Source organism: Jannaschia sp. R86511 (genome assembly GCF_042466345.1).
Taxonomy (GTDB): domain Bacteria; phylum Actinomycetota; class Actinomycetes; order Actinomycetales; family JBBAYJ01; genus Aquipuribacter.
The window spans coordinates 460,333-479,388 of the sequence record NZ_JAXHCD010000001.1 but is presented as its reverse complement, the minus strand read 5'-3'; the positions used below and the strand labels follow the sequence as shown (position 1 = coordinate 479,388).

At 73.9% G+C, this 19,056-nt stretch carries 18 protein-coding genes; 8 read left to right on the top strand and 10 right to left on the bottom strand.

From position 1 onward, the window contains the following. Position 1 precedes the first annotated feature (1 nt). The 3 genes from gnd to dnaA all read right to left on the bottom strand — a co-directional run bounded on the left by gnd (position 2) and on the right by dnaA (position 4,180). The gene (gnd, locus tag SJY06_RS02370) at positions 2–910 is read right to left on the bottom strand and encodes a phosphogluconate dehydrogenase (NAD(+)-dependent, decarboxylating) (protein WP_380164252.1); all 909 of its coding nucleotides are present in this window, start codon (positions 908–910) and stop codon (positions 2–4) included. A gap of 71 nt (positions 911–981) precedes the next feature. After that, positions 982–2,118, bottom strand: a complete 1,137-nt coding sequence (gene dnaN / locus SJY06_RS02365) for a DNA polymerase III subunit beta (RefSeq protein ID WP_380164251.1) — start codon at positions 2,116–2,118, stop codon at positions 982–984. A gap of 637 nt (positions 2,119–2,755) precedes the next feature. Then, the gene (dnaA, locus tag SJY06_RS02360; protein WP_380164250.1) at positions 2,756–4,180 is read right to left on the bottom strand and encodes a chromosomal replication initiator protein DnaA; all 1,425 of its coding nucleotides are present in this window, start codon (positions 4,178–4,180) and stop codon (positions 2,756–2,758) included. Positions 4,181–4,646: 466 nt separating this feature from the next. Between dnaA and rpmH the strand changes: the two genes are divergently transcribed. The 8 genes from rpmH (at position 4,647) to SJY06_RS02320 (ending at position 11,019) form a co-directional block, all read left to right on the top strand. Beyond that, positions 4,647–4,784, top strand: coding sequence for a 50S ribosomal protein L34 (gene rpmH, locus SJY06_RS02355; protein WP_380164248.1), 138 nt, complete (start codon positions 4,647–4,649; stop codon positions 4,782–4,784). A 105-nt stretch (positions 4,785–4,889) separates the two neighbouring features. After that, positions 4,890–5,384, top strand: coding sequence for a ribonuclease P protein component (locus SJY06_RS02350; protein ID WP_380164246.1), 495 nt, complete (start codon positions 4,890–4,892; stop codon positions 5,382–5,384). Further along, positions 5,371–5,748: a membrane protein insertion efficiency factor YidD gene (gene yidD, locus SJY06_RS02345; RefSeq protein ID WP_380164244.1), complete on the top strand. Its 378-nt coding sequence runs from the start codon at positions 5,371–5,373 to the stop codon at positions 5,746–5,748. Before SJY06_RS02350 ends, yidD begins: the two co-directional genes overlap by 14 nt. A gap of 16 nt (positions 5,749–5,764) precedes the next feature. Further along, positions 5,765–6,742 (top strand): membrane protein insertase YidC, encoded by a 978-nt coding sequence (yidC, locus tag SJY06_RS02340; RefSeq protein WP_380164242.1) that lies wholly within the window; start codon positions 5,765–5,767, stop codon positions 6,740–6,742. Between the two features lie 126 nt (positions 6,743–6,868). After that, positions 6,869–7,465, top strand: coding sequence for a protein jag (locus SJY06_RS02335; protein ID WP_380164240.1), 597 nt, complete (start codon positions 6,869–6,871; stop codon positions 7,463–7,465). Between the two features lie 3 nt (positions 7,466–7,468). After that, entirely contained in the window at positions 7,469–8,092 is a 624-nt protein-coding gene (rsmG, locus tag SJY06_RS02330) for a 16S rRNA (guanine(527)-N(7))-methyltransferase RsmG (RefSeq protein WP_380164238.1), read from the top strand. 73 nt (positions 8,093–8,165) lie between these two features. After that, entirely contained in the window at positions 8,166–9,590 is a 1,425-nt protein-coding gene (locus tag SJY06_RS02325; RefSeq protein WP_380164236.1) for an AAA family ATPase, read from the top strand. A gap of 382 nt (positions 9,591–9,972) precedes the next feature. Continuing rightward, complete coding sequence (locus SJY06_RS02320) at positions 9,973–11,019, top strand: ParB/RepB/Spo0J family partition protein (RefSeq protein ID WP_380164234.1); 1,047 nt, start codon at positions 9,973–9,975, stop codon at positions 11,017–11,019. Here SJY06_RS02320 and SJY06_RS02315 read toward each other — a convergent pair. The 7 genes from SJY06_RS02315 to SJY06_RS02285 all read right to left on the bottom strand — a co-directional run bounded on the left by SJY06_RS02315 (position 11,006) and on the right by SJY06_RS02285 (position 19,029). Continuing rightward, positions 11,006–12,034: a D-alanine--D-alanine ligase gene (locus tag SJY06_RS02315; protein ID WP_380164232.1), complete on the bottom strand. Its 1,029-nt coding sequence runs from the start codon at positions 12,032–12,034 to the stop codon at positions 11,006–11,008. The genes SJY06_RS02320 and SJY06_RS02315 overlap by 14 nt on opposite strands. Then, positions 12,031–13,332, bottom strand: a complete 1,302-nt coding sequence (locus tag SJY06_RS02310; protein WP_380164230.1) for a PLP-dependent aminotransferase family protein — start codon at positions 13,330–13,332, stop codon at positions 12,031–12,033. Before SJY06_RS02310 ends, SJY06_RS02315 begins: the two co-directional genes overlap by 4 nt. A gap of 108 nt (positions 13,333–13,440) precedes the next feature. Beyond that, positions 13,441–13,764 (bottom strand): thioredoxin, encoded by a 324-nt coding sequence (trxA, locus tag SJY06_RS02305; RefSeq protein ID WP_380164228.1) that lies wholly within the window; start codon positions 13,762–13,764, stop codon positions 13,441–13,443. Between the two features lie 58 nt (positions 13,765–13,822). Further along, the gene (gene trxB, locus SJY06_RS02300) at positions 13,823–14,860 is read right to left on the bottom strand and encodes a thioredoxin-disulfide reductase (RefSeq protein ID WP_380164226.1); all 1,038 of its coding nucleotides are present in this window, start codon (positions 14,858–14,860) and stop codon (positions 13,823–13,825) included. Positions 14,861–14,936: 76 nt separating this feature from the next. After that, positions 14,937–16,172 carry a hypothetical protein gene (locus SJY06_RS02295; protein ID WP_380164224.1) on the bottom strand — a complete coding sequence of 412 codons (1,236 nt, stop codon included), beginning with the start codon at positions 16,170–16,172 and terminating at the stop codon, positions 14,937–14,939. Continuing rightward, positions 16,169–16,783: an RNA polymerase sigma factor SigM gene (gene sigM, locus SJY06_RS02290; protein ID WP_380164222.1), complete on the bottom strand. Its 615-nt coding sequence runs from the start codon at positions 16,781–16,783 to the stop codon at positions 16,169–16,171. Before sigM ends, SJY06_RS02295 begins: the two co-directional genes overlap by 4 nt. Further along, entirely contained in the window at positions 16,780–19,029 is a 2,250-nt protein-coding gene (locus tag SJY06_RS02285) for a hypothetical protein (protein ID WP_380164220.1), read from the bottom strand. The genes sigM and SJY06_RS02285 overlap by 4 nt, the downstream gene beginning before the upstream one ends. Between the last annotated feature and the right edge of the window lie 27 nt (positions 19,030–19,056).

Sequence of the window (19,056 nt, the reverse complement as noted above, 5' to 3'; positions counted from 1 at the left end):
CTCACGCCGGGCCCGTGGGCTCGTCGGCCGTCGCCGTGCGGACCGCGTGACCGCCGAACTGGTTGCGCAGCGCCGCGATCGCCTTCATCGCCGGGCTGTCCTCCTGCCGCGACACGAAGCGCGCGTACAGCGCGGCCGCGATGGTGGGGGTGGGGACGGCGTTCTCGATGCCCTCCATCACGGTCCAGCGACCCTCGCCCGAGTCCTCGGCGTACCCGCTGACCTTGGCCAGCTTGGGGTCGTCCTCCAGGGCCGCGACCATCAGGTCCAGCAGCCAGGAGCGCACGACGGTGCCGCGACGCCAGCCCTCGAAGATGGCGGGGACGTCGTCGACGGCGTCGCTGGCCTCGAGCAGCTCGTACCCCTCGGCGAGGGCCTGCATGATCGCGTACTCCACGCCGTTGTGGACCATCTTGGCGTAGTGGCCGGCGCCCACCGGGCCCGCGTGGGAGAAGCCCTCCTGCCGGGGACCCTCCGGGCGCAGCGCGTCGAACACGGGCATGGCCCGCTCCACGTCCGCCGCGTCGCCGCCGACCATCAGCCCGTAGCCCTCGGTCACCCCCCACACGCCGCCGGACACGCCGCAGTCGAGGTAGCGGACGCCCTTGCCGGCCAGCTCGTGCGCGTGCACCCGGTCGTCGACGAAGCGCGAGTTGCCGCCCTCGATGACCAGGTCGCCCTCCTCGAGCAGCTCACCCAGCTCGCGCACGGTGCCGCGGGTGATGTCGCCGCTGGGCACCATCACCCACACGACCCGCGGGGCGGGCAGGGCCGCGACCATGGCGGCGAGGCTGTCGACGTCCGTGGTCGACGGGTCGGGCGCGTAGCCCGTGACCTCGATCCCGGCGGCACGCAGCCGGGTGCGCATGTTGCCGCCCATCTTGCCGAGACCCACCAGGCCGATGTGCACGATGTCGCTCCTGTTCGTCGGGGTCGGTCCGGGTCGGGGTGCCCGGGACCGTCCGTCCAGGCTGACGCGCGTCAGCCGTCGGCGCGACCTGCCACCCGGGTCGGCATCAGCAGGTACGTGTAGCCGCGCGAGTCCGACGCGTCCGGGGTGTCATGACCGGACAGCAGGACCGGCTTCGACGGCTGGGTGAAGGCGAGCCGGACGTACTTGGCGCCCGTGGCCCCCAGACCGTCGATCAGGTAGCCCGTGTTGAAGCCGATCGACAGCCCGGGTCCGTCGACGACCTCCACCGCGAGGGCGTCGCTGGCCTGGGCGTCCTCGCCCGTGCCGGCGTCCAGCACGATCTCGTTCTCGGTGACGGTCAGCCGGACCGGGGCCCGGTCGCCGATCAGGGCCATCCGTCGCACGCCGTCGACCAGCAGGGCCGTCTCGACGACGACGGTGGTGTCGGAGGACTCCGGGAACAGCCGGCGCACCGGCGGGTAGGCCCCGTCCATCAGCGGCACGGTGGTGCGGCGCCCACCCGCGGACACGCCGAGCAGCTCGCCCGGGCCGCTGGACAGCCCGATCTCGACGTCGCTGCCGCCGCCCAGGCTCTTGGCGATCTCGTTCAGGGTGCGGGCCCGGACCAGGAACGCCCGCTCCTGGCCGGTGTCGTCGGTGTGCCAGTCCACCTCGCGCAGCGCCAGCCGGTAGCGGTCCGTCGCGACCAGGCTGAGCGAGCTGCCGTCGATCTCGACGCGGACCGCCGTGAGCACCGGCGGGGTCTCGTCGCGGGCGGCGGCGATGGCCACCTGGTTGACGGCGGCGGCGAAGACCTCGCCCGCGACCGTGCCGACCCGCTCCGGCGGCGGCGGCAGCTGCGGGTACTCCTCGACCGGCATCAACGGCAGGGCGAAGCGGCTGCTGCCGGCCTCGACGCGCAGCTTGGCCCCGTCCAGGAACAGCGTCACCGGCTTGCTGGGCAGCGTGCGGGCGATGTCGGCCAGCAGCCGACCCTGCACCAGCACGCGGCCCTCCTCCTGCACCTGGGCGGTGGCCGTCATCCGCGCCGAGACCTCGTAGTCGAAGGCCGACAGCTGCAGGCCGTCCGGCACCGCCACCAGCAGGACCCCGGTCAGCACGGGCACCGGCGGGCGGGCCGGCAGGACGCGCGTGGTCCAGGCGACGGCCTCCGCGAGCACGTCACGGTCGATCTGCAGTCGCACGGAGCCTCCAGTGGCGCATCGGTGGTGCAGCGCTGCACGAGTCAGAGCTGGTCGTCCCCGGGCTGGGACGAGGTGTGGTTCGGCCTACAGGTGTGGGTCGGAGTGCCGAGACTAGTCGGAAGCCCCGTCCGTGCCGCACCTGTCCTGGGCACGTCGGTGGTGTTCACCGGCGGTTCACCGGTCCTCGTCCGTCCACAGTGGTGTGCGTCGGGTCGGCCAACACATCAGGTAGGGACTTGTCGTAGTCATAGGGCGTGTGGATCCTGTGGACGACGAGCCGGCGGGCGTCGCGCCACGCCGGGCCCACCTGCGTCGCCGTCCCCGCCGCGGCCGTCGTCGACCCGGTGGAGGACCTGTGGACCGGGCGGGGACCTGGACGGGCCGGGCTGTGGAGGGCGTCGGTCGAGCGGGCTCGGCCCACAAGGACGACCCCGCGTCGGGCGTCCCCGCCCACAGCAGGAGCCCGTCGTGCACACCTTGTCCACAGGTTCTGTGGACAACCGTGCGACAGCGTCGTGGGCGGTGCCGAACGTCGCCGGACGTGGCCACCGACGGTGCGAACGGGGTCACCTGATGTGCACACAGCCTGTGGACAACGATGTGGACAGGGCTATGCCCCGGATCAGGGCGGGTGCGGTCAGCGGTTGCCGGACTGGCGCTTGAGCCGGCTGGTGAGCTCGGTGACCTGGTTGTAGACGGCCATCCGCTCGCTCATCAGGCCGCGGATCTTCCGCTCGGCGTGCATGACGGTGGTGTGGTCACGGCCCCCGAAGGCCTGGCCGATCTTGGGCAGGGACAGCTCGGTCAGCTCCCGGCACAGGTACATGGCGATCTGGCGGGCGTTGACCAGCACCCGGGAGCGGGAGCTGCCGTGCAGGTCCTCGACCGTCACCCCGAAGAACGTGGCCGTCTCCGCCATGATCTGCGGCGCCGTGATGGCGGGCTGGTCCGCGGCCGGGATCAGGTCCTTGAGGACCACGTCGGCCAGCTGGGTGGTCAGCGGCTGGCGGTGCAGGCTGGCGAAGGCTGTGACCCGGATCAGGGCGCCCTCGAGCTCGCGGATGTTGGTCGAGATCCGCGACGCGATGTACTCCATGATCTCGTCGGGCACGTTGAGCGAGTCGACGATCGCCTTCTTGCGCAGGATGGCGATGCGGGTCTCGAGGTCGGGCGGCTGCACGTCGGTCAGCAGGCCCCACTCGAAGCGGCTGCGCATCCGGTCCTCGAAGCCCTGCAGCTGCTTCGGCGGGACGTCGCTGGTGATGACGACCTGCTTGTTGGCGTTGTGCAGCGCGTTGAAGGTGTGGAAGAACTCCTCCTGCGTCTGCACCTTGTTCTGCAGGAACTGGATGTCGTCGATCAGGAGCACGTCGACCTCGCGGTAGCGGCTGTGGAACGCCGCGGCCCGGTCGTCGCGGATCGAGTTGATGAAGTCGTTGGTGAACTCCTCGGAGTTCACGTACCGCACCCGCATCCCGCCGTACAGGCTCTGCACGTAGTGCCCGATGGCGTGCAGCAGGTGCGTCTTGCCCAGCCCGGAGTCGCCGTAGACGAACAGCGGGTTGTACGCCTTGGCCGGCGCCTCGGCGACGGCGACCGCAGCGGCGTGGGCGAACCGGTTGGACGCGCCGATGACGAAGGTCTCGAAGACGTAGCGGGGGTTGAGCCGTGCCTCGGCCTCCTCGGCCAGCGTCCGACGGCGGGTCGGCGCGCCGAAGTGGCCGTTGCGCCGGTCGGCGTGGCGGCCGCGGAGCTGGTCGAGGTCCGGGTCGTCGTGGTCCATGTCGTCGTCGCGACCGGTCAGGTCGACGACGTGCTGGTCCACGTGCAGCACGTGCTCGCCGTCCAGCGCCCCCAGCCGCGGGTCCACCACGACCGCCAGCCGCCAGGAGGCGCCGGTGGTGGCGCTCAACGCGTCCACGACGGTGTCGAGCAGCTTGGTCTCGATCAGCTGGCGGTCGAACGACGAGGCCACGGCCACCTGGGCCGTGTCGCCGTCGAGGGCGATCAGCCGGGCCGAGCGGAGCTGGCCCCGGTGCAGCGGTGACAGGTCGGACGGCATCGCCTGGATGCTGGCGGCCCACGTGGCGGCGAGCGTCTCCGACGGCGAAGCCGGTCCTGCGTCTGTCACTGGCTTCCTCCGACTGATGGGTCTGTCCACACCTCTGTCCACAGGTGTGGATCACGGCGTCCGGGAAGCGCACGGAACCTAACGGCCGCAGCGTCCGCTGTGCAAGTCGCCCGGTCGCCCCAGGCCGTTGATCGTGCCGGCCGTCCCGCGCGCCTCACGTCTTCGTCGTCGGCGCTCTGCGACTGTAGACGGTTGATCGTGGTCACGCAGCCATCCTCCGGACCCGATCTCGACCGGTTCCGGCGTCGCTCCCGCGCGGTGCCCGAGCCGCTACGCTACGTCCCGTCCGCGGTCGGGGTTTGACCCCGTAGACGCAGGCCACGTACCTTTGTGCGGTTGTCTGCCCCCGGTCCCCCGTGGGTGGAGCACAGTCCCCGAGGATCGGTGAGAGGTTCCAGTGAGCAAGCGTACGTTCCAGCCCAGCAACCGGCGGCGTGCCCGCACCCACGGCTTCCGGGCCCGCATGTCGACCCGCGCCGGCCGCGCGATTCTCGCCGCCCGCCGCGCCAAGGGCCGCAGCGAGCTCTCGGCCTGACAGGACGACGACACCGTCGACCTGATCCCGACCCCGGCACCCCTGCACGGATGCGCCCCCCGGCGGCACCGTGGCAGGGGTGCTGTCGTGTGTGTCGCGTGCGCCGTGGCCCTGCCGGCTGACCGGCGGCTGCGCCGGGGCGCCGACATCACCGCCGCCGTCCGCCGTGGTTCCCGGGCCCGTAGCGGCGGGCTGGTCGTGCACGGCCTGCGCCGTGCCCCCGTCGCCCCCGGTCCGACCCGGGACGCCCCAGCGGCGGCGGGCACCACGGGCACCACGCTCTCCTCGGGTAGCACGGCCTCCGCGGTCACCTCGGTGACGCGGCGCGAGCCCGGCGGGACCGGGTCGACGCAAGTGCGAGGACCGCGGATCGCGTTCGTCGCCCCGCGGGCCGTGGGGTCGGCCGTGCGCCGCAACCGCACCCGCCGCCGGCTGCAGGCGCACCTGACTGGGCTCGTCGCCGGCGGTGCGCTGAGCGCCGACGTCGACCTGGTCCTGCGGCTGCTGCCGGCCAGCACCGACGCGGACTCCGCGGCCCTGGGTCACCAGCTCGACCAGGCACTTCGCCGGCTGGGGGTGCTCACCGATGAGCGTGCCTGAGCCGGGCGGTGCCCACGGGCCCGGTCGGTCCGGCAGCCCCGGCTGGTCCGCGGCCCGGGTCGGCCGCCTGCTGTGGCACCTGCCACGCGAGCTCGTGGTGCTGCTGCTGCGGGTCTACCAGCTGACCCTGTCCCCGCTGCTGGGTCCCGTGTGTCGGTTCGCGCCGTCCTGCTCGTCGTACGCTGTGACGGCGGTCCGCCGGTACGGGGTGCTGCACGGCAGCTGGCTCACGACGCGTCGGCTGCTGCGGTGCCACCCCTGGAACGACGGGGGCTGGGATCCGGTACCCGAACGTGGTGGCCGGCACGGCCGCACGCACGGCAACGACGAGGCACTCACGCACGACAGCACCACGACGTCCTGAGGAGGACCTGGACCGCATGTCCGACTTCTTCGGCACCATCCTCTACCCGCTGGAATGGGCCGTCGCCTGGATCATGGTGACGGCGCACGACCTGCTGACCACGCTCGGGCTGCCCTCGGACGGCGGCCTCACCTGGGTGCTGTCGATCGTCGCGCTGGTGCTGGTGATCCGCACCGCCCTGATCCCGCTGTTCGTGCGGCAGATCAAGGCGTCCCGGCAGATGCAGATCATCCAGCCCGAGCTGAAGAAGGTCCAGGACAAGTACAAGGGCAAGACGGACCCGGCGTCGCGCGAGGCGATGACCAAGGAGACGATGGAGCTCTACAAGAGCTCCAAGACCAACCCGTTCGCCTCCTGCCTGCCGATCCTGCTGCAGATGCCGATCTTCTTCGCGCTGTTCCGGGTGCTCAACGGCATCCGCACCGGCAACCCGGTGGGCGTGTTCGACCAGGCCAAGGTCGAGGAGGCGCAGGCCGCGCGCATCTTCGGCTCGCAGCTGTCGGCCACGTTCCTCGATCCGACCGGGGCCGGCACCTACGTGCTGGCCGCCCTGCTCGTGATCATCATGTCCGCCTCGCAGTTCTACGTGCAGCGCATGCTGATGACCAAGAACATGAGCCAGGCCGCCTTGGACAGCCCGTTCTTCAAGCAGCAGAAGATGCTGCTGTACATCCTCCCCGTGGTGTTCGCGGTGTCCGGCGTGGCCTTCCCCATCGGCGTGCTCATCTACTGGTGCGTGACCAACCTCTACTCCGCCGTGCAGCAGTCGATCGTCATCCGGTCCCTGCCGGCGCCCGGCTCCCCCGCGGAGAAGGAGCTGGAGGCGCGACGGCTCAAGAAGGCCGAGCGCAAGTCCGCCCGCACCGGCAAGCCGGTGCACGAGATCCTCGGCCGGCCCGAGCCCAAGGCCGTGGAGCCCGTCGCCCCGGTGGTCCGACAGCAGCCCAAGCGCAAGCCCAAGAGCAAGCGCAAGACCACCTCCGGACCCGCCTGAGACCACGGCCGACCGGGGCACCCGTCCCCCGGCCGGCCGTTGCACCTCGTCGAGACGGGCACCGACCAACGCCGATCGAACCCGACGGCCCGGCACCGCCCCGTAGGGGCGTTCCTAGGAGGCACCGTGGACACCACGGCCGACAGCACCGCAGGCGCCGCTGCTCCCGAGGCGGTCGTCCACGAGGACGGCAGCACCGACGCCCCCGCGACGACGCGGGACCGCGCCGACGGCGCCGAGCCGTCGAACAAGCAGAGGCTGCTCGACCAGGAGGGGGACGCGGCGGCGGACTACCTCGAGGAGCTCCTCGACATCGCCGACCTCGACGGTGACATCGACATCTTCGTCGAGAACGGCCGCGCCAGCGTCGCCGTCCTCGCGGACAAGGACGACGCGGACGGCCTGGCCGTGCTGGTGGGCCCGGACGGTGAGGTGCTGGACGCGCTGCAGGAGCTGACCCGGCTCGCGGCCCAGGCCCGGACCGGTGAGCGCAGCCGGCTGCTGCTGGACATCGCGGGGTGGCGCGAGGGTCGCCGCACGACGGCCGCCACCCTGGCCAAGGAGGCCATCGAGCGCGTCAAGGCCGAGGGCGAGAGCGTCGAGATGGACCCGATGCCGGCCTACCAGCGCAAGGCGGTGCACGACGCCGTGGCCGACGCCGGCCTGCGCAGCGACTCCGACGGGGTGGAGCCCCACCGCTTCGTCGTCATCCACCCGGCCTGAGGCGTGGCTGCGGCGCCGGCGGCGGCCGCCGGGCTGTTCGGTGACCGGCTGGCGGAGGCAGAGCGGTACGTCGCGCTGCTCGCGGGGTCGGGCACCGAGCGCGGTCTGATCGGTCCCCGTGAGGGTGACCGGTTGTGGGAGCGGCACCTGCTCAACTCCGCCGTGGTGCAGGAGCTGGTGCCGGCTGGGGCGTCCGTCGTCGACGTGGGTAGCGGGGCCGGCCTGCCCGGCATCCCGCTGGCCCTCGCGCGACCGGACCTTCGGGTCGAGCTGGTGGAACCGCTGCTGCGGCGCACCACCTGGCTGGACGAGGTCGTCGCGGACCTGGGGCTGTCACCACAGGTCGTGGTGACGCGGGGGAAGGTGGCGGTGATCGGTCCCCGCCAGGTGGACGTGGTGACCGCCCGGGCGGTGGCCCCGCTGGAGCGCTTGCTGCCCATGTGCGTCCCCCTCGTGCGTCCCGGCGGGCTGGTACTGGCCCTCAAGGGGGACCAGGCTGTGGACGAGGCGGAGGCTGTCCGCAGTCGGTGCTCGTCGTGGCGGGTGGCCAGTCTCGACGTGGCACGATGCGGGCGTGGGGTTTCTGCAGAGGAGACGACGGTCGTCGTTGCGCGGCGCGTTGGCTGACGCCCTTCCGGGTGGCCCCGCGGACCGTGTTTCACGTGAAACGGGGATGGCCAAGGAATCGGAACCTGGGGCGATGCACGAGGCGGACCGGGAAGACGTCAGCTCCGAGGCCGCCGCCCGGCTCAGGATGGAGGTCGGAGTGTCCGAGGCGCGGGACGCGGCGAGGACGGCGGTGGCGGAGCAGCTGGAGTCGGGCGCGCACCCTGAGGTCGGTGATCAGCCTCCCGTTTCACGTGAAACCGCGGCCGCTGGGGACGGTGACCGTGTGCCGACTGCCTCGGCCCAGCACGGGACGGCTGGCCCGGAGCCCGCATCCCCGGACGCGGTGACCGTAGCCCAGAGCAGCGAAGCGGTGGATCACGTGCGTCCGGCTGCTACGACATCGGCCGAGCGGAACGGGTCGGAGACGGACGCCCCCGCGCCGCAGCGTGTTTCACGTGAAACAGAGGATGCGGTCGCCGTAGGCGGTGTCACTGACGCTGTGAGTGCCGCGATCGACGACGCGGATTCCGACGGTCAGGGCGCGGCCGGCGCGGTCGATGTTTCACGTGGAACGGATGCCGCGGCGACGCCCGGGCCGGACGACTGGCGCGACGAGGTGGCGGCGGCGCTGCCGAGCACGGACGACGAGACGCCCCTCGCCCAAGAGCTGGCGTCCGACGCTCGCCGCCGACTTCGGCTGCACGGTCGCACCTTCCCCACGCCTTCGCACACGCGCATCATGACGGTGGCGAACCAGAAGGGCGGCGTCGGCAAGACGACGACCGCGGTGAACGTGGCCGCCGCCCTGGCCCAAGGGGGCCTGCGAGTCCTTGTGGTGGACGCAGACCCTCAGGGCAACGCGAGCACCGCGTTGGGGGTGGAGCACCACGGTGACGTCGCCGGCATCTACGACGTGCTGATGGGTGAGATGGACCTCGCTGAGGTCGTCCAACCGAGTCCGGCCTTGTCCGGTGTCACCTGCGCCCCCGCCACGCTCGACCTGTCCGGTGCAGAGATCGAGCTGGTGCCCGTGGTCGCGCGGGAGTACCGGCTCCGACGCGCGATCGACCGGTACGTCAAGGAGGCCGACGAGCCACCGCACTACGTCATCATCGACAGCCCGCCCAGCCTCGGCCTGCTGACCCTGAACACGCTGGTCGCAGCCCGCGAGGTGTTCATCCCGATCCAGTGCGAGTACTACGCACTGGAGGGGGTGACCCAGCTGATGCGGACCATCGAGCTGGTCCGACAGAACCTGAACCCCGAGCTCGAGGTGACCACGGTCCTGCTGACCATGTTCGACGGCCGGACCCGGCTCGCGGCCGACGTGGCGGCGCAGGTGCGGGAGTACTTCACCGATCGCGTCCTACGCACGAGCATCCCTCGCTCGGTGCGGGTCAGCGAGGCCCCCAGTCACCTGCAGACGGTGATGACGTACGACCCGACCTCCACCGGCGCGCTGTCGTACCTGGAAGCGGCGCAGGAGATCTCGAACCGAGGAGCACATCATGAGTGAGAAGCGACGCGGCCTCGGTCGCGGCATCGGCGCCCTCATCCCGCCCGCCCCCGACTCGTCGGGCGTTCCCACCACGGGACGGAGTCGGCCGGTCGATGTGTTCTTCCCGGCGGGTCCCGGAGGCCGGCCCGAGGAGCGAGCCCCCGTTTCACGTGAAACGCCGACGGAGACGCCGGTGCCCGCGGTGGCGGACGAGGAAGCGACAGAACCGGTACCCAGCAAACAGCCGGTGTCAGAGTCGACGGATGCAGGGGTGCCTTCCCCTGGCGACGTCGAGACCGCGGTCGCCGCCGCCGTTTCACGTGAAACAGCCGTTGATGCCGATGAGTCGACGGACCTCGTGCCCGAGGCAACGGGCGTTTCACGTGAAACCGGTCCGGCCGTGGCCGTCCCTGAGGACCGGGACGACGGCGAGCAGGACCTGCTGCCCGTGCCGGGCGCGACGTTCGCCGAGCTCCCGATCGAGTGGGTGCGCCCCAACTCCCGGCAGCCGCGTCAGGTGTTCGAGCAGGACGCCATGGGCGAGCTGGTGCACAGCGTCCGTGAGATCGGCGTGCTGCAGCCCGTCGTCGTGCGGCCGCTGGCTGAGCCCGACGCCGACGGGGCCCGGTTCGAGCTCATCATGGGTGAGCGGCGGTGGCGGGCCAGCACCGAGGCCGGCCTGGCGACCGTGCCCGCGATCATCCGCGCCACCGACGACGACGTCATGCTGCGGGACGCACTGCTGGAGAACCTGCACCGGGCCGAGCTGAACCCGTTGGAGGAGGCCGCCGCCTACCAGCAGCTGCTCGAGGACTTCGGCTGCACCCAGGACGAGCTCTCACGCCGGATCGGCCGCTCCCGACCCCAGATCTCGAACACGATCCGGCTCCTGCGGCTCCCGCCCGCGGTGCAGCGCCGGGTGGCTGCCGGGGTCATCGCCGCAGGTCACGCGCGTGCGCTGCTCGCCCTCGAGGACCCGATGGCGGCCGAGAAGCTCGCCCACCGTGTCGTCACCGAGGGCCTGTCGGTGCGAGCCGTGGAGGAGATCGTCGCGTCCCAGGGCCCCCGGGTGCAGCGTGCTCGTCCGCCCCGGGCCGGGCGCCACCTGCCGCTGCTGGACGTGGTGGCCTCACGGCTGTCGGACCGTCTCGACACCCGGGTCAAGGTGGCCCTCGGCAAGAACCGCGGTCGACTGACCGTGGAGTTCGCCTCGGTGGACGACCTCGACCGGATCCTGGCCGTGCTCGACCCCGGCGGCCCCGGTGTTGTGCGGCCCCCCGGAGACGACGCCGACGACACGGCTGCCGTCGACGGCGCCGTCCCCGCGGCCGCGGACGCCGCGGGGCGGCGGACCGACGACATCGTGACCGTCGGCGACCCGGAAGGCGTCGACGCGCAGGACGTCGACGCGCAGGGTGTCGACGCGCAGGACGTCAGCTACCGCTGAGCACGTCCGTCACCTGGCCGGCCGGGGTGTGCGATCCGGCCGGGTCAGGCCCGGGCGCGGCCGCCCCGGCGTCGGCCGCGGCCTCGGCCAGCGCGCGGTACAGGTGCGGCAACGACTCCCCGGCGGCGACGACGGCCTGGGGCAGCAGGCTGGTCCCCGTCATCCCGGGTGACGTGTTGACCTCGAGGAACCACGGCTCGCCGGCCGCGTCGACGATCCAGTCGCTGCGGCTGAGCCGCGCCAGGCCGAGCTCGCGGTGGACCACCACCGAGCGCTCCTGCACCCGGGCCAGGACGTCGTCGGGCAGCCGGGCCGGGCAGTGGAACTCCGTGGCCCCTGCGGTGTACCGGGCCTCGTAGTCGTAGGCGCCGGAGTCGGGGGCGATCTCGACCGGGGGCAGGGCGCGAGGTCCCTGGCCGTCGTCGACCACGGCGACCGCCACCTCGACCCCGCTGACCAGCTGTTCCACCCGGCAGGAGGAGTCGTGGCCCAGGGCCGCCATCATGGCTCGGGCCAGCTCGGACTCGTGCCGGACGACCCCGACCCCCAGGCTGGAGCCGCCGTGCACCGGCTTGACGACCACGGGCGGGGGCAGGGAGCGGCTGACGTGCGGCAGGATCCCGGCCGCCCCCAGGTCCCGCAGCACGGTGTGGCTGAGGGTGACGGCGCGCGGCACGGCGATGCCGGCGTGTGCGACCACGGTGGCCGCCGCCGTCTTGTCCCAGGCCGTGCGCGCGGGGCCGGCCGCCGAGCCGACGACGGGCAGCCCGACGAGTTCGAGCACCTGGACCAGCGAGCCGTCCTCCCCACCCGCGCCGTGCAGCACCGGCCACACGACGTCCGGGGCGCGGCGGCGGAGCACGTCGAGCAGGTCGGCCCCGACGTCGACGGCCTCGGCGTGCACCCCGGCCTCGTGCAGCGCGGCCACGACCCGACGGCCCGAGGCCAACGACACCTCGCGCTCGGCGGACAGCCCGCCGGCCAGGACGAGCACGTCCAGGTCCCCGCCGGTCATGCCGTGTCCGAGGCCGGCCGGGCGAACTCCCCGTCGGGCGGGGGCGCTGGCCGGTCCTGCAGGGACGGTCCGAACGTCCGGTGCAGCTCCTGCTCGGCCCGCACCACCCCGGCGAGCCGGCGGACCCCCTCGACGATCCGTTCCGGGGTCGGGAAGCAGAAGGACAGCCGCACGTGCTGCCGGCCCCGGCCGTCGGCGTGGAACGCGGTCCCCGGCACGTAGGCCACGCGGGCGGCGACGGCCCGGGGCAGCATGGCCGTGGCGTCCAGGTCCCCCGGCAGCCGGACCCAGGTGAAGAACCCGCCGTCGGGCCGGGTGAACGACGCGTCGGGCACCTGCTGCTCCAGCGCGCCGAGCAGCGCGTCACGACGCTCCCGGTACACGCCCCGCAGGACCTTGACGTGGGCCCGCCAGTCGCTGTCGGCCAGGTAGGTCGCCACGACCCGCTGGGAGAACATCGACGGGCACAGCACCGACGCCTCGGCCGCGAGGACCAGCTTGGCCCGGATGGCCGGCGGGGCCACGGCCCAGCCCACCCGCAGACCCGGCGCGAACGTCTTGGAGAAGGAGCCGAGGTACACCACGCCCTCGGGGTCCAGGGACCGCATCGAGGGCAGCGGGTCGGTGTCGAAGCCGAGAAGGGCGTAGGGGTCGTCCTCGACGACCAGCACGCCGTCCCGGCGGCACTGCTCGACCAGCTCCTGGCGCCGGGCCAGGCTCGTGGTGGCCCCGCTCGGGTTGTGGTGGTGGGGCACCAGGTACACGGCCTTGACCGGCTTGCCCTCGGCGCGCGCGGCGGCGACGTGGGCGGCCACCGAGGCGGGCACCGCTCCCTGCTCGTCGGTCTCCACGTGGCGGATGTCGGCCTCGTAGCTGCGCAGCACGCCCAGCGCCCCCACGTAGCTGGGCGACTCGACCAGCACGACGTCGCCGGGGTCGACGAGGATGCGGACCAGCAGGTCCAGGGCGTGCTGCGAGCCGGTGGTGACGACCACGTCGTCGGGGTCGCAGACGGTGCCCACCGTGGTCATGACGTCGACGATCTGCTCCCGCGCCGCGACGTCCCCCTGGCCGGAGCCGTACTGCAGGGCCACGGCGGACTGCTCCGCGGCGCAGCGGCGCACGATCTCGGCGATCTCCGGCAGCGGCAGGGCGTCGAAGTTGGGCATGCCGCCCGCGAGGCTCACCACCTCGGGCCGGCTGGCCACGGCGAACAGGGCGCGGATCTCCGAGGCGGTCATGCCGGCGGCACGACGGCTGTAGGAGGAGTGCCAGCGGTCGAGCCTGTTCCCGGTCACGCAGCGTCCTCCCGTTCGGCCGTCGGTCACGCCGAGTGTGTCACGGCCCGGACGTGACGGAGCCGTCCCACCCGGGGGGCGGGACGGCTCCGTGGGACGGGGCGTGGCTCAGCCGACGAAGTCCTCGAGCTCCTTGACCAGGCGCGGCTTGGGGTGCGCGCCGACCAGGCTCTTGACCAGCTCGCCGTTCTTGTAGACGTTCAGCGTGGGGATGCTGACGACGCCGTACGCGGCCGCGGTGCGGGGGTTCTCGTCGGTGTTGACCTTGACGACCGTGATCTTGTCGGCGTACTCCTCGGAGAGCTCCTCGAGGATCGGGCCGACCTGGCGGCACGGGCCGCACCAGGGCGCCCAGAAGTCGACGAGCACGGGCTTGTCGGACTGCAGGACGTCCTTGTCGAAGTCGGCGTCGGTCGTGGCGGTGGTGGCCATGTGGCGGTCTCCCGTTCTGTGGTCTGTGGTGGGTGCGTGGCGGTCGGGACCGGGTCGGTCAGTCGACGGTGGCGAGGCTGGGCGTCGGGTGCTCCTCGGTCGCCTCGGGGAACGCCTCGGCGGCGGCCTCCAGGGTGTCCTCGGTGTCCGACAGCGCCGCCAGGTAGCGCTCGGCGTCCAGGGCGGCCGCGCAGCCGGAGCCGGCCGCGGTGATGGCCTGCATGTACTCGTGGTCAAGCACGTCGCCGGCGGCGAACACCCCGGGCAGCGAGGTGCGCCCGGAGCGGCCGTCCACCTTGATGAAGCCGTTCTCGTCCAGCGCGACCTGGTCCTTGACCAGGTCGGTGCGCGGGTCGTGGCCGATGGCCACGAACAGGCCGCTGACCTCGAGCTCGGACTCCTCGCCGGTCACGGTGTCGCGCAGCCGGACCCCGGTCACGGCGTTCTCGCCGAGCACGTCGACGACCTCGCTGTTCCAGCGGAACCGCATCTTGGGGTCGTCGAAGGCGCGACGCTGCATGATCTTGCTGGCGCGCAGCTCGTCCCGGCGGTGGACCAGGGTGACGCTTCGGGCGAACCGGGTCAGGAAGGTCGCCTCCTCCACGGCGGAGTCGCCCCCGCCGACCACGACGATGGCCTTCTCCTTGAAGAAGAAGCCGTCGCAGGTGGCGCACCAGCTGACCCCGCGGCCGGACAGCCGGTCCTCGTTGGGCACGCCGATCTTGCGGTAGGCGCTGCCGGTGGCGAGGATGACGCTGAGGGCGCGCACGGTCTCGCCCGAGCCCGTGACGAGCTCCTTGACGTCGCGGTCCAGCCGCATCTCGACGATGTCGTCGGCCACGAGCTCGGCCCCGAAGCGCTCGGCGTGGGCCCGCAGCTGCTCCATCAGGTCCGGGCCCATGACGCCGGTGGGGAAGCCGGGGTAGTTCTCGACGTCGGTGGTGTTCATCAGCGCGCCGCCGGCCTCGACCGACGACTCGAAGACCAGCGGGGCCAGCTCGGCCCGGGCGGCGTAGATGGCGGCGGTGTAGCCGGCGGGTCCGGAGCCGACGACGACTACCTGCCGGACGCCTTCGGGCGTCGTGGTGGTGCTCATGTCCGTGTCCTCCTCGTGGGGTCCGCTGTCGTCAACCGGGCAGCAGGCGGGGTTGTTCCGGTGGGGGCGGCGGGCCTCACGGCACCACGTTGAAGAAGTCGAACTGGGTGTCGACGGCGCTGCAGTCGGGTCCGACCACGTAGACGAACAGCCGCTCGCCGGCCGGGTCGGGGACGACGACGACCGTGGACTCGACCCCGTCGACGACCGCGAGGTCCACCGCGGCGGCGGAGTCGTCCGCACCCTCGGTGACCGCCTCGATGCACTCCGTCAGTGCGGCGGGGTCGGCCAGCGGGCTCCCGGCGGCCTCGGCGCGGGCCGAGGTGACGTCCCCGCCGGCCGCCGCGGAGTCGTCCGCCCCCTCGGAGAGGGTCCCGGCGTCGGCGTCGTCCTGCGGGGCGTCCTCCTGCGGCGTCGCGGCGGCCGTGCCGTCCCCGGTCGAGGCGAGGGCCACCAGCTCACGGACCTGCTGGGCGAACGCGTCGGGGTCGGCGGTCGTGTACTCCGTCCCGGTGGCGACCAGCGAGCGGGGGGCGACGCTCTCGGCCGCGGCGCCCGCCGAGGCCTCCTGCAGCTCGTCCGCCGCCGTGGTGTCCGCCCCGGAGCCGTCGAGGACGTTGACGGCGGCGATCCCGGCCGCCCCCAGCACGAGCACCCCGGCCGCGACCGGCACCCAGCGGGTCAGCAGCCGGCGACGTCGCTCACCCTGGTCGTCGGCCCGCTGCTCGCGGCGTGACGTGCCCGCCGGTCGGGCGGCCCGGGCGCGGGCGAGCTCGTCGTCGGCCTGGCCGGTCCCGGAGCCGCCCTCCGTCGCGGACCCGCCGGCGCGCAGCGGCGCCGAGGCGCCCGCGCCTGCGGTCGGCGGCACCACGGCGGGCGAGGGCACGGCGGGCGAGGGCACGGCGGGCGAGGGCACGGCGGGCGAGGGCACGGCGGGCGAGGGCACGGCGGGTGCGGGCGCGGCGGGTGCGGGGACGGCGTCGGTGGCACCACCCGGCCGGGACCCCGTCACCGGTCGCTCGACCGGCCGGTTGTCCGAGGGGACGGGAGCAGGCTCCGACGGCTCGTGACCGCTGCCGTCCGACGCACCGACGGGTGCGCGCCCGGCCGGCGCCTCGGCGGCGGGCGCGGGCAGCACAGGGCCCCCGGCGACCGGGTCTTGGGCCACGTCCCCGTCCTCGACGGGGTCTACCGCTGCGGCGCCGCCCGCGATCTGGTCGCGGACCGTCCGCTCGAGCCGGTCGGCCACGTCGGCCGGCATGACGGGTCGCTCGGACCCGGCGAGCAGGCGTGCCACCCAGTCGTCGTTCACGTCGGATCACCTGCCGTCCCGCTCGTCGTGGCCCCTGGTCGTCGTCCGCCCGTGTCTTCGACGTGCGGCGCAGGCTCGTGGTTCCCTGGCCCCAGCAGGCCGGCGAGCTGCGCCCGCCCGCGTGAGCAGCGCGACTTCACGGTGCCCTCCGGCAGGTCGAGGACCTCGGCGGCCTCGGCCACGGACATGCCCTCGACGTGGACCAGGACGACGGCCGCCCGCTGGCCCGGGCTGAGCTGCTGCAGCGCGGTCATCACGTCCAACCGGTCGACGACCCGGCCGGCGTCGTCCACCGGGTGGGCCGGGTCGTGGCCCTCGAGGCTCGTGCTGGGTCGGGCGGCGTTGCGCCGGAGCCGGTCCAGGGAGGCGTTGACCACGATCCGGTAGAGCCAGGTCCGGACGGCCGAGCGACGTTCGAACCGCTCGACGGAGCGCAGCGCCGAGACCATGGCCTCCTGGAGCGCGTCCTCGGCGTCGGACGGGTTGCCGGTGGTGCGCAGCGCCACCGCCCACAGGACGTCCCGGTGCCGGCGGACCAGCTCCCCGAAGGCGTCCGGGTCGCCGGCCAGGTGCGCGTCCAGCAGGCCGGCGTCGCTGGCGCCGGTGGTCACCGGACCTGCACCTCGACCTCGTTGACGACCGCGCGCCAGTCCCCGTCGTTGTCGGGCAGCGACGTGAACCAGACCAGGACGAACTGGCTGTCCACCGGCTCGTCGAGCTCGATCTCCTCGGCCCCGTCCCCGGTCTGGCCCTCGGCCACCACGGTGGAGCCCTCGAAGCCGGGGCCGTCGGCGACCCGGACCTCGAACGTGCCGTCCGAGCCGGGCGCGTCGATGATCACCGAGCTGACCTCGCGGGCCTCGCCGAGGTCGAACGACAGGCCGAGGCCGTCCTTCAGGCCGCCGAACGGCTGGCTGTTGTAGCGCTGCGAGTTCCACCCGCTCTCCGGGTCGCCGTCGATGGCGCGGGGCGCGTCCTGGTCGTTCTCCTCGCCGTCGCCCTGGGGGTCCAGGGGCTGCACGCCGGCGGGGCTGATGACCTCGACCACGGCCTCGCTGGGCTCGACCGACGGGTCGGGGGCCGGTGGGGCGGAGGGCTCGGGCGAGGGCGGGGCCACGGTCTCGGTGACGGTGGGCTGGGGGGCGGCGACCTGCTCGGCGTCGCCGACGCGGTCCAGGGCCCAGACCAGGCCGCCGACCACGAACGCGCCCATGACCAGCACCACGATGACCCCGGTGCCCGCCCCGGCCGGACGGCGGCGGGGCGGCGCGGACCGGCCGCCGGGCAGCACGGGCGCGGCGCCGGGCTGCTCGACCGTGCGGTCGTCACCGGGCCCGGGCCACCGGTCGTCGTCCCAGGGCTGCGGCTCGTCCCAGACCCCGTCGGGGCCGTACGCCGCCGGGTCCCAGCCGCCGACGGCCTCGGCGTCCTGGCCGTCCCAGTCGTCGTCGGCGACCGGCAGCAGGTCCCAGCCGTCGTCCTCCGGGGTCGGCGGCACAGGTCGTGGGGCGGGGCCGGGCGCCGGGCCGGCGCTGCGGACCCGACCGGTGGGTGCGGGGGGTGAGGTGGGGACGGGAGCCGCGGCGGACCCGCTCGTCGATCCGGTAGGCGTCGGCCCAGGGGAGGTCGGCGGTCCGGCGGGGCTCGACGCGGGGGGCGGTGCTGCGCTCGCGACGGGAGGCACGGTCGGGCCCGAGGCACCGGCCGCCGCCATCCCGGCCGCGGCCACCCCGGCCGCACCGCCGGCCGCGGCTCCGGCGGCTCCGGTCGCTCCGGCGGCGGCTCCGGTCGCTCCAGCAGCCCCGGCACCGGCAGCCCCGGCACCGGCAGCCCCGGCACCCGTAGCCCCGGCACCCGCAGCCGCGGCCCCAGCGCTCGCCCCGGCTCCGGCGACGAGCCCGGCCCCGCCTCCCGCCCCAGCCGCACCGCCGGCCGCCGCTGCGGCGGTCCCGGGCCCGGGGCGGGCCGCCACGGGGGTGATCACGTCGGTGTCGTCGGGCGCGCCGGCGCCGGGGGCCGACGAGGCCGCGGCCGGGCTGGTCGCCACGGGGGCCGGGCCCCCCTGGGTGGTGGCGGCGCTCGACGCGGCCCGGGTCTCGTGCAGCGCCCGCACCAGCCGGTCGAGCGAGTCGATCCCGGAGCCGGCCAGCGTCTCGTCGAGCAGCCGGTCCAGCGGGGTGCTGAGGTCGCCGCGCAGCTGCTGCGCCGGCACCGGGCGACCGCGCTCGGTCGGGGCGGCGGCCAGGCCACCCAGCGCACCGAAGGGCCAGCTGCCGGTGGCGAGCGCGTACAGCACGGCCGTCAGGTCGCGGACGTCGCGGGCCTCGGGCCGGGCCGCGGCGGCCGGGGTGGGCTGCCCGGTCGCGGCCACGTCGACGGCGGTGCCGAGCACCCGGACCGAGCCGTCGGAGGCGCGCACCACCTGGTGCGGCCCCAGCCGGCCGTGGTGCAGCGACCGGGTCGCGGCCGTGCGCAGCGCCTCGGCGGCCTCGGTGACGATGCGGACGGCCTCCTGCTCCGACACCCGTCCGGCGAGGGCGGCCGCGTCCTGGCCGGTGACCCACTCGAGCACCACGTAGCCGGAGCCGGCCTCGATGCCGACGCCCAGCACGCGCTGCAGGCGCGCGTCGTCGACCAGGGCCGCCCGCCGGGCCGCGTCGAGGGTGCTCTGCACCCGGGCGTGGTCGGCCGAGAGCACCGTGACGCCCACCGGGCGTTCGAGGGTGGCGTCCTCGGCCCGCCAGGACGAGGTGGTCTCGTCGGCTCGCACGCGCTCCTGCAGGCGGTAGCGGCCAGCGAGGAGAGTGCCCGGTCCGATCCGGTCCACCAGCGCCTCCAGTCCGAGTCGTCTCCGCACCGGCGCTCGTCAGGACGCCGGCGCTGC

Bases quoted from the DNA above. Each gene is read 5' to 3' on its own strand.
- trxB (WP_380164226.1), bottom strand. From the start codon at position 14,860: ATGAGCACCACCACGACGCCCGAAGGCGTCCGGCAGGTAGTCGTCGTC.
- SJY06_RS02315 (WP_380164232.1), bottom strand. From the start codon at position 12,034: ATGACCGGCGGGGACCTGGACGTGCTCGTCCTGGCCGGCGGGCTGTCC.
- yidD (WP_380164244.1), top strand. From the start codon at position 5,371: ATGAGCGTGCCTGAGCCGGGCGGTGCCCACGGGCCCGGTCGGTCCGGC.
- dnaA (WP_380164250.1), bottom strand. From the start codon at position 4,180: ATGCCGTCCGACCTGTCACCGCTGCACCGGGGCCAGCTCCGCTCGGCC.
- trxA (WP_380164228.1), bottom strand. From the start codon at position 13,764: ATGGCCACCACCGCCACGACCGACGCCGACTTCGACAAGGACGTCCTG.
- SJY06_RS02325 (WP_380164236.1), top strand. From the start codon at position 8,166: ATGCACGAGGCGGACCGGGAAGACGTCAGCTCCGAGGCCGCCGCCCGG.
- yidC (WP_380164242.1), top strand. From the start codon at position 5,765: ATGTCCGACTTCTTCGGCACCATCCTCTACCCGCTGGAATGGGCCGTC.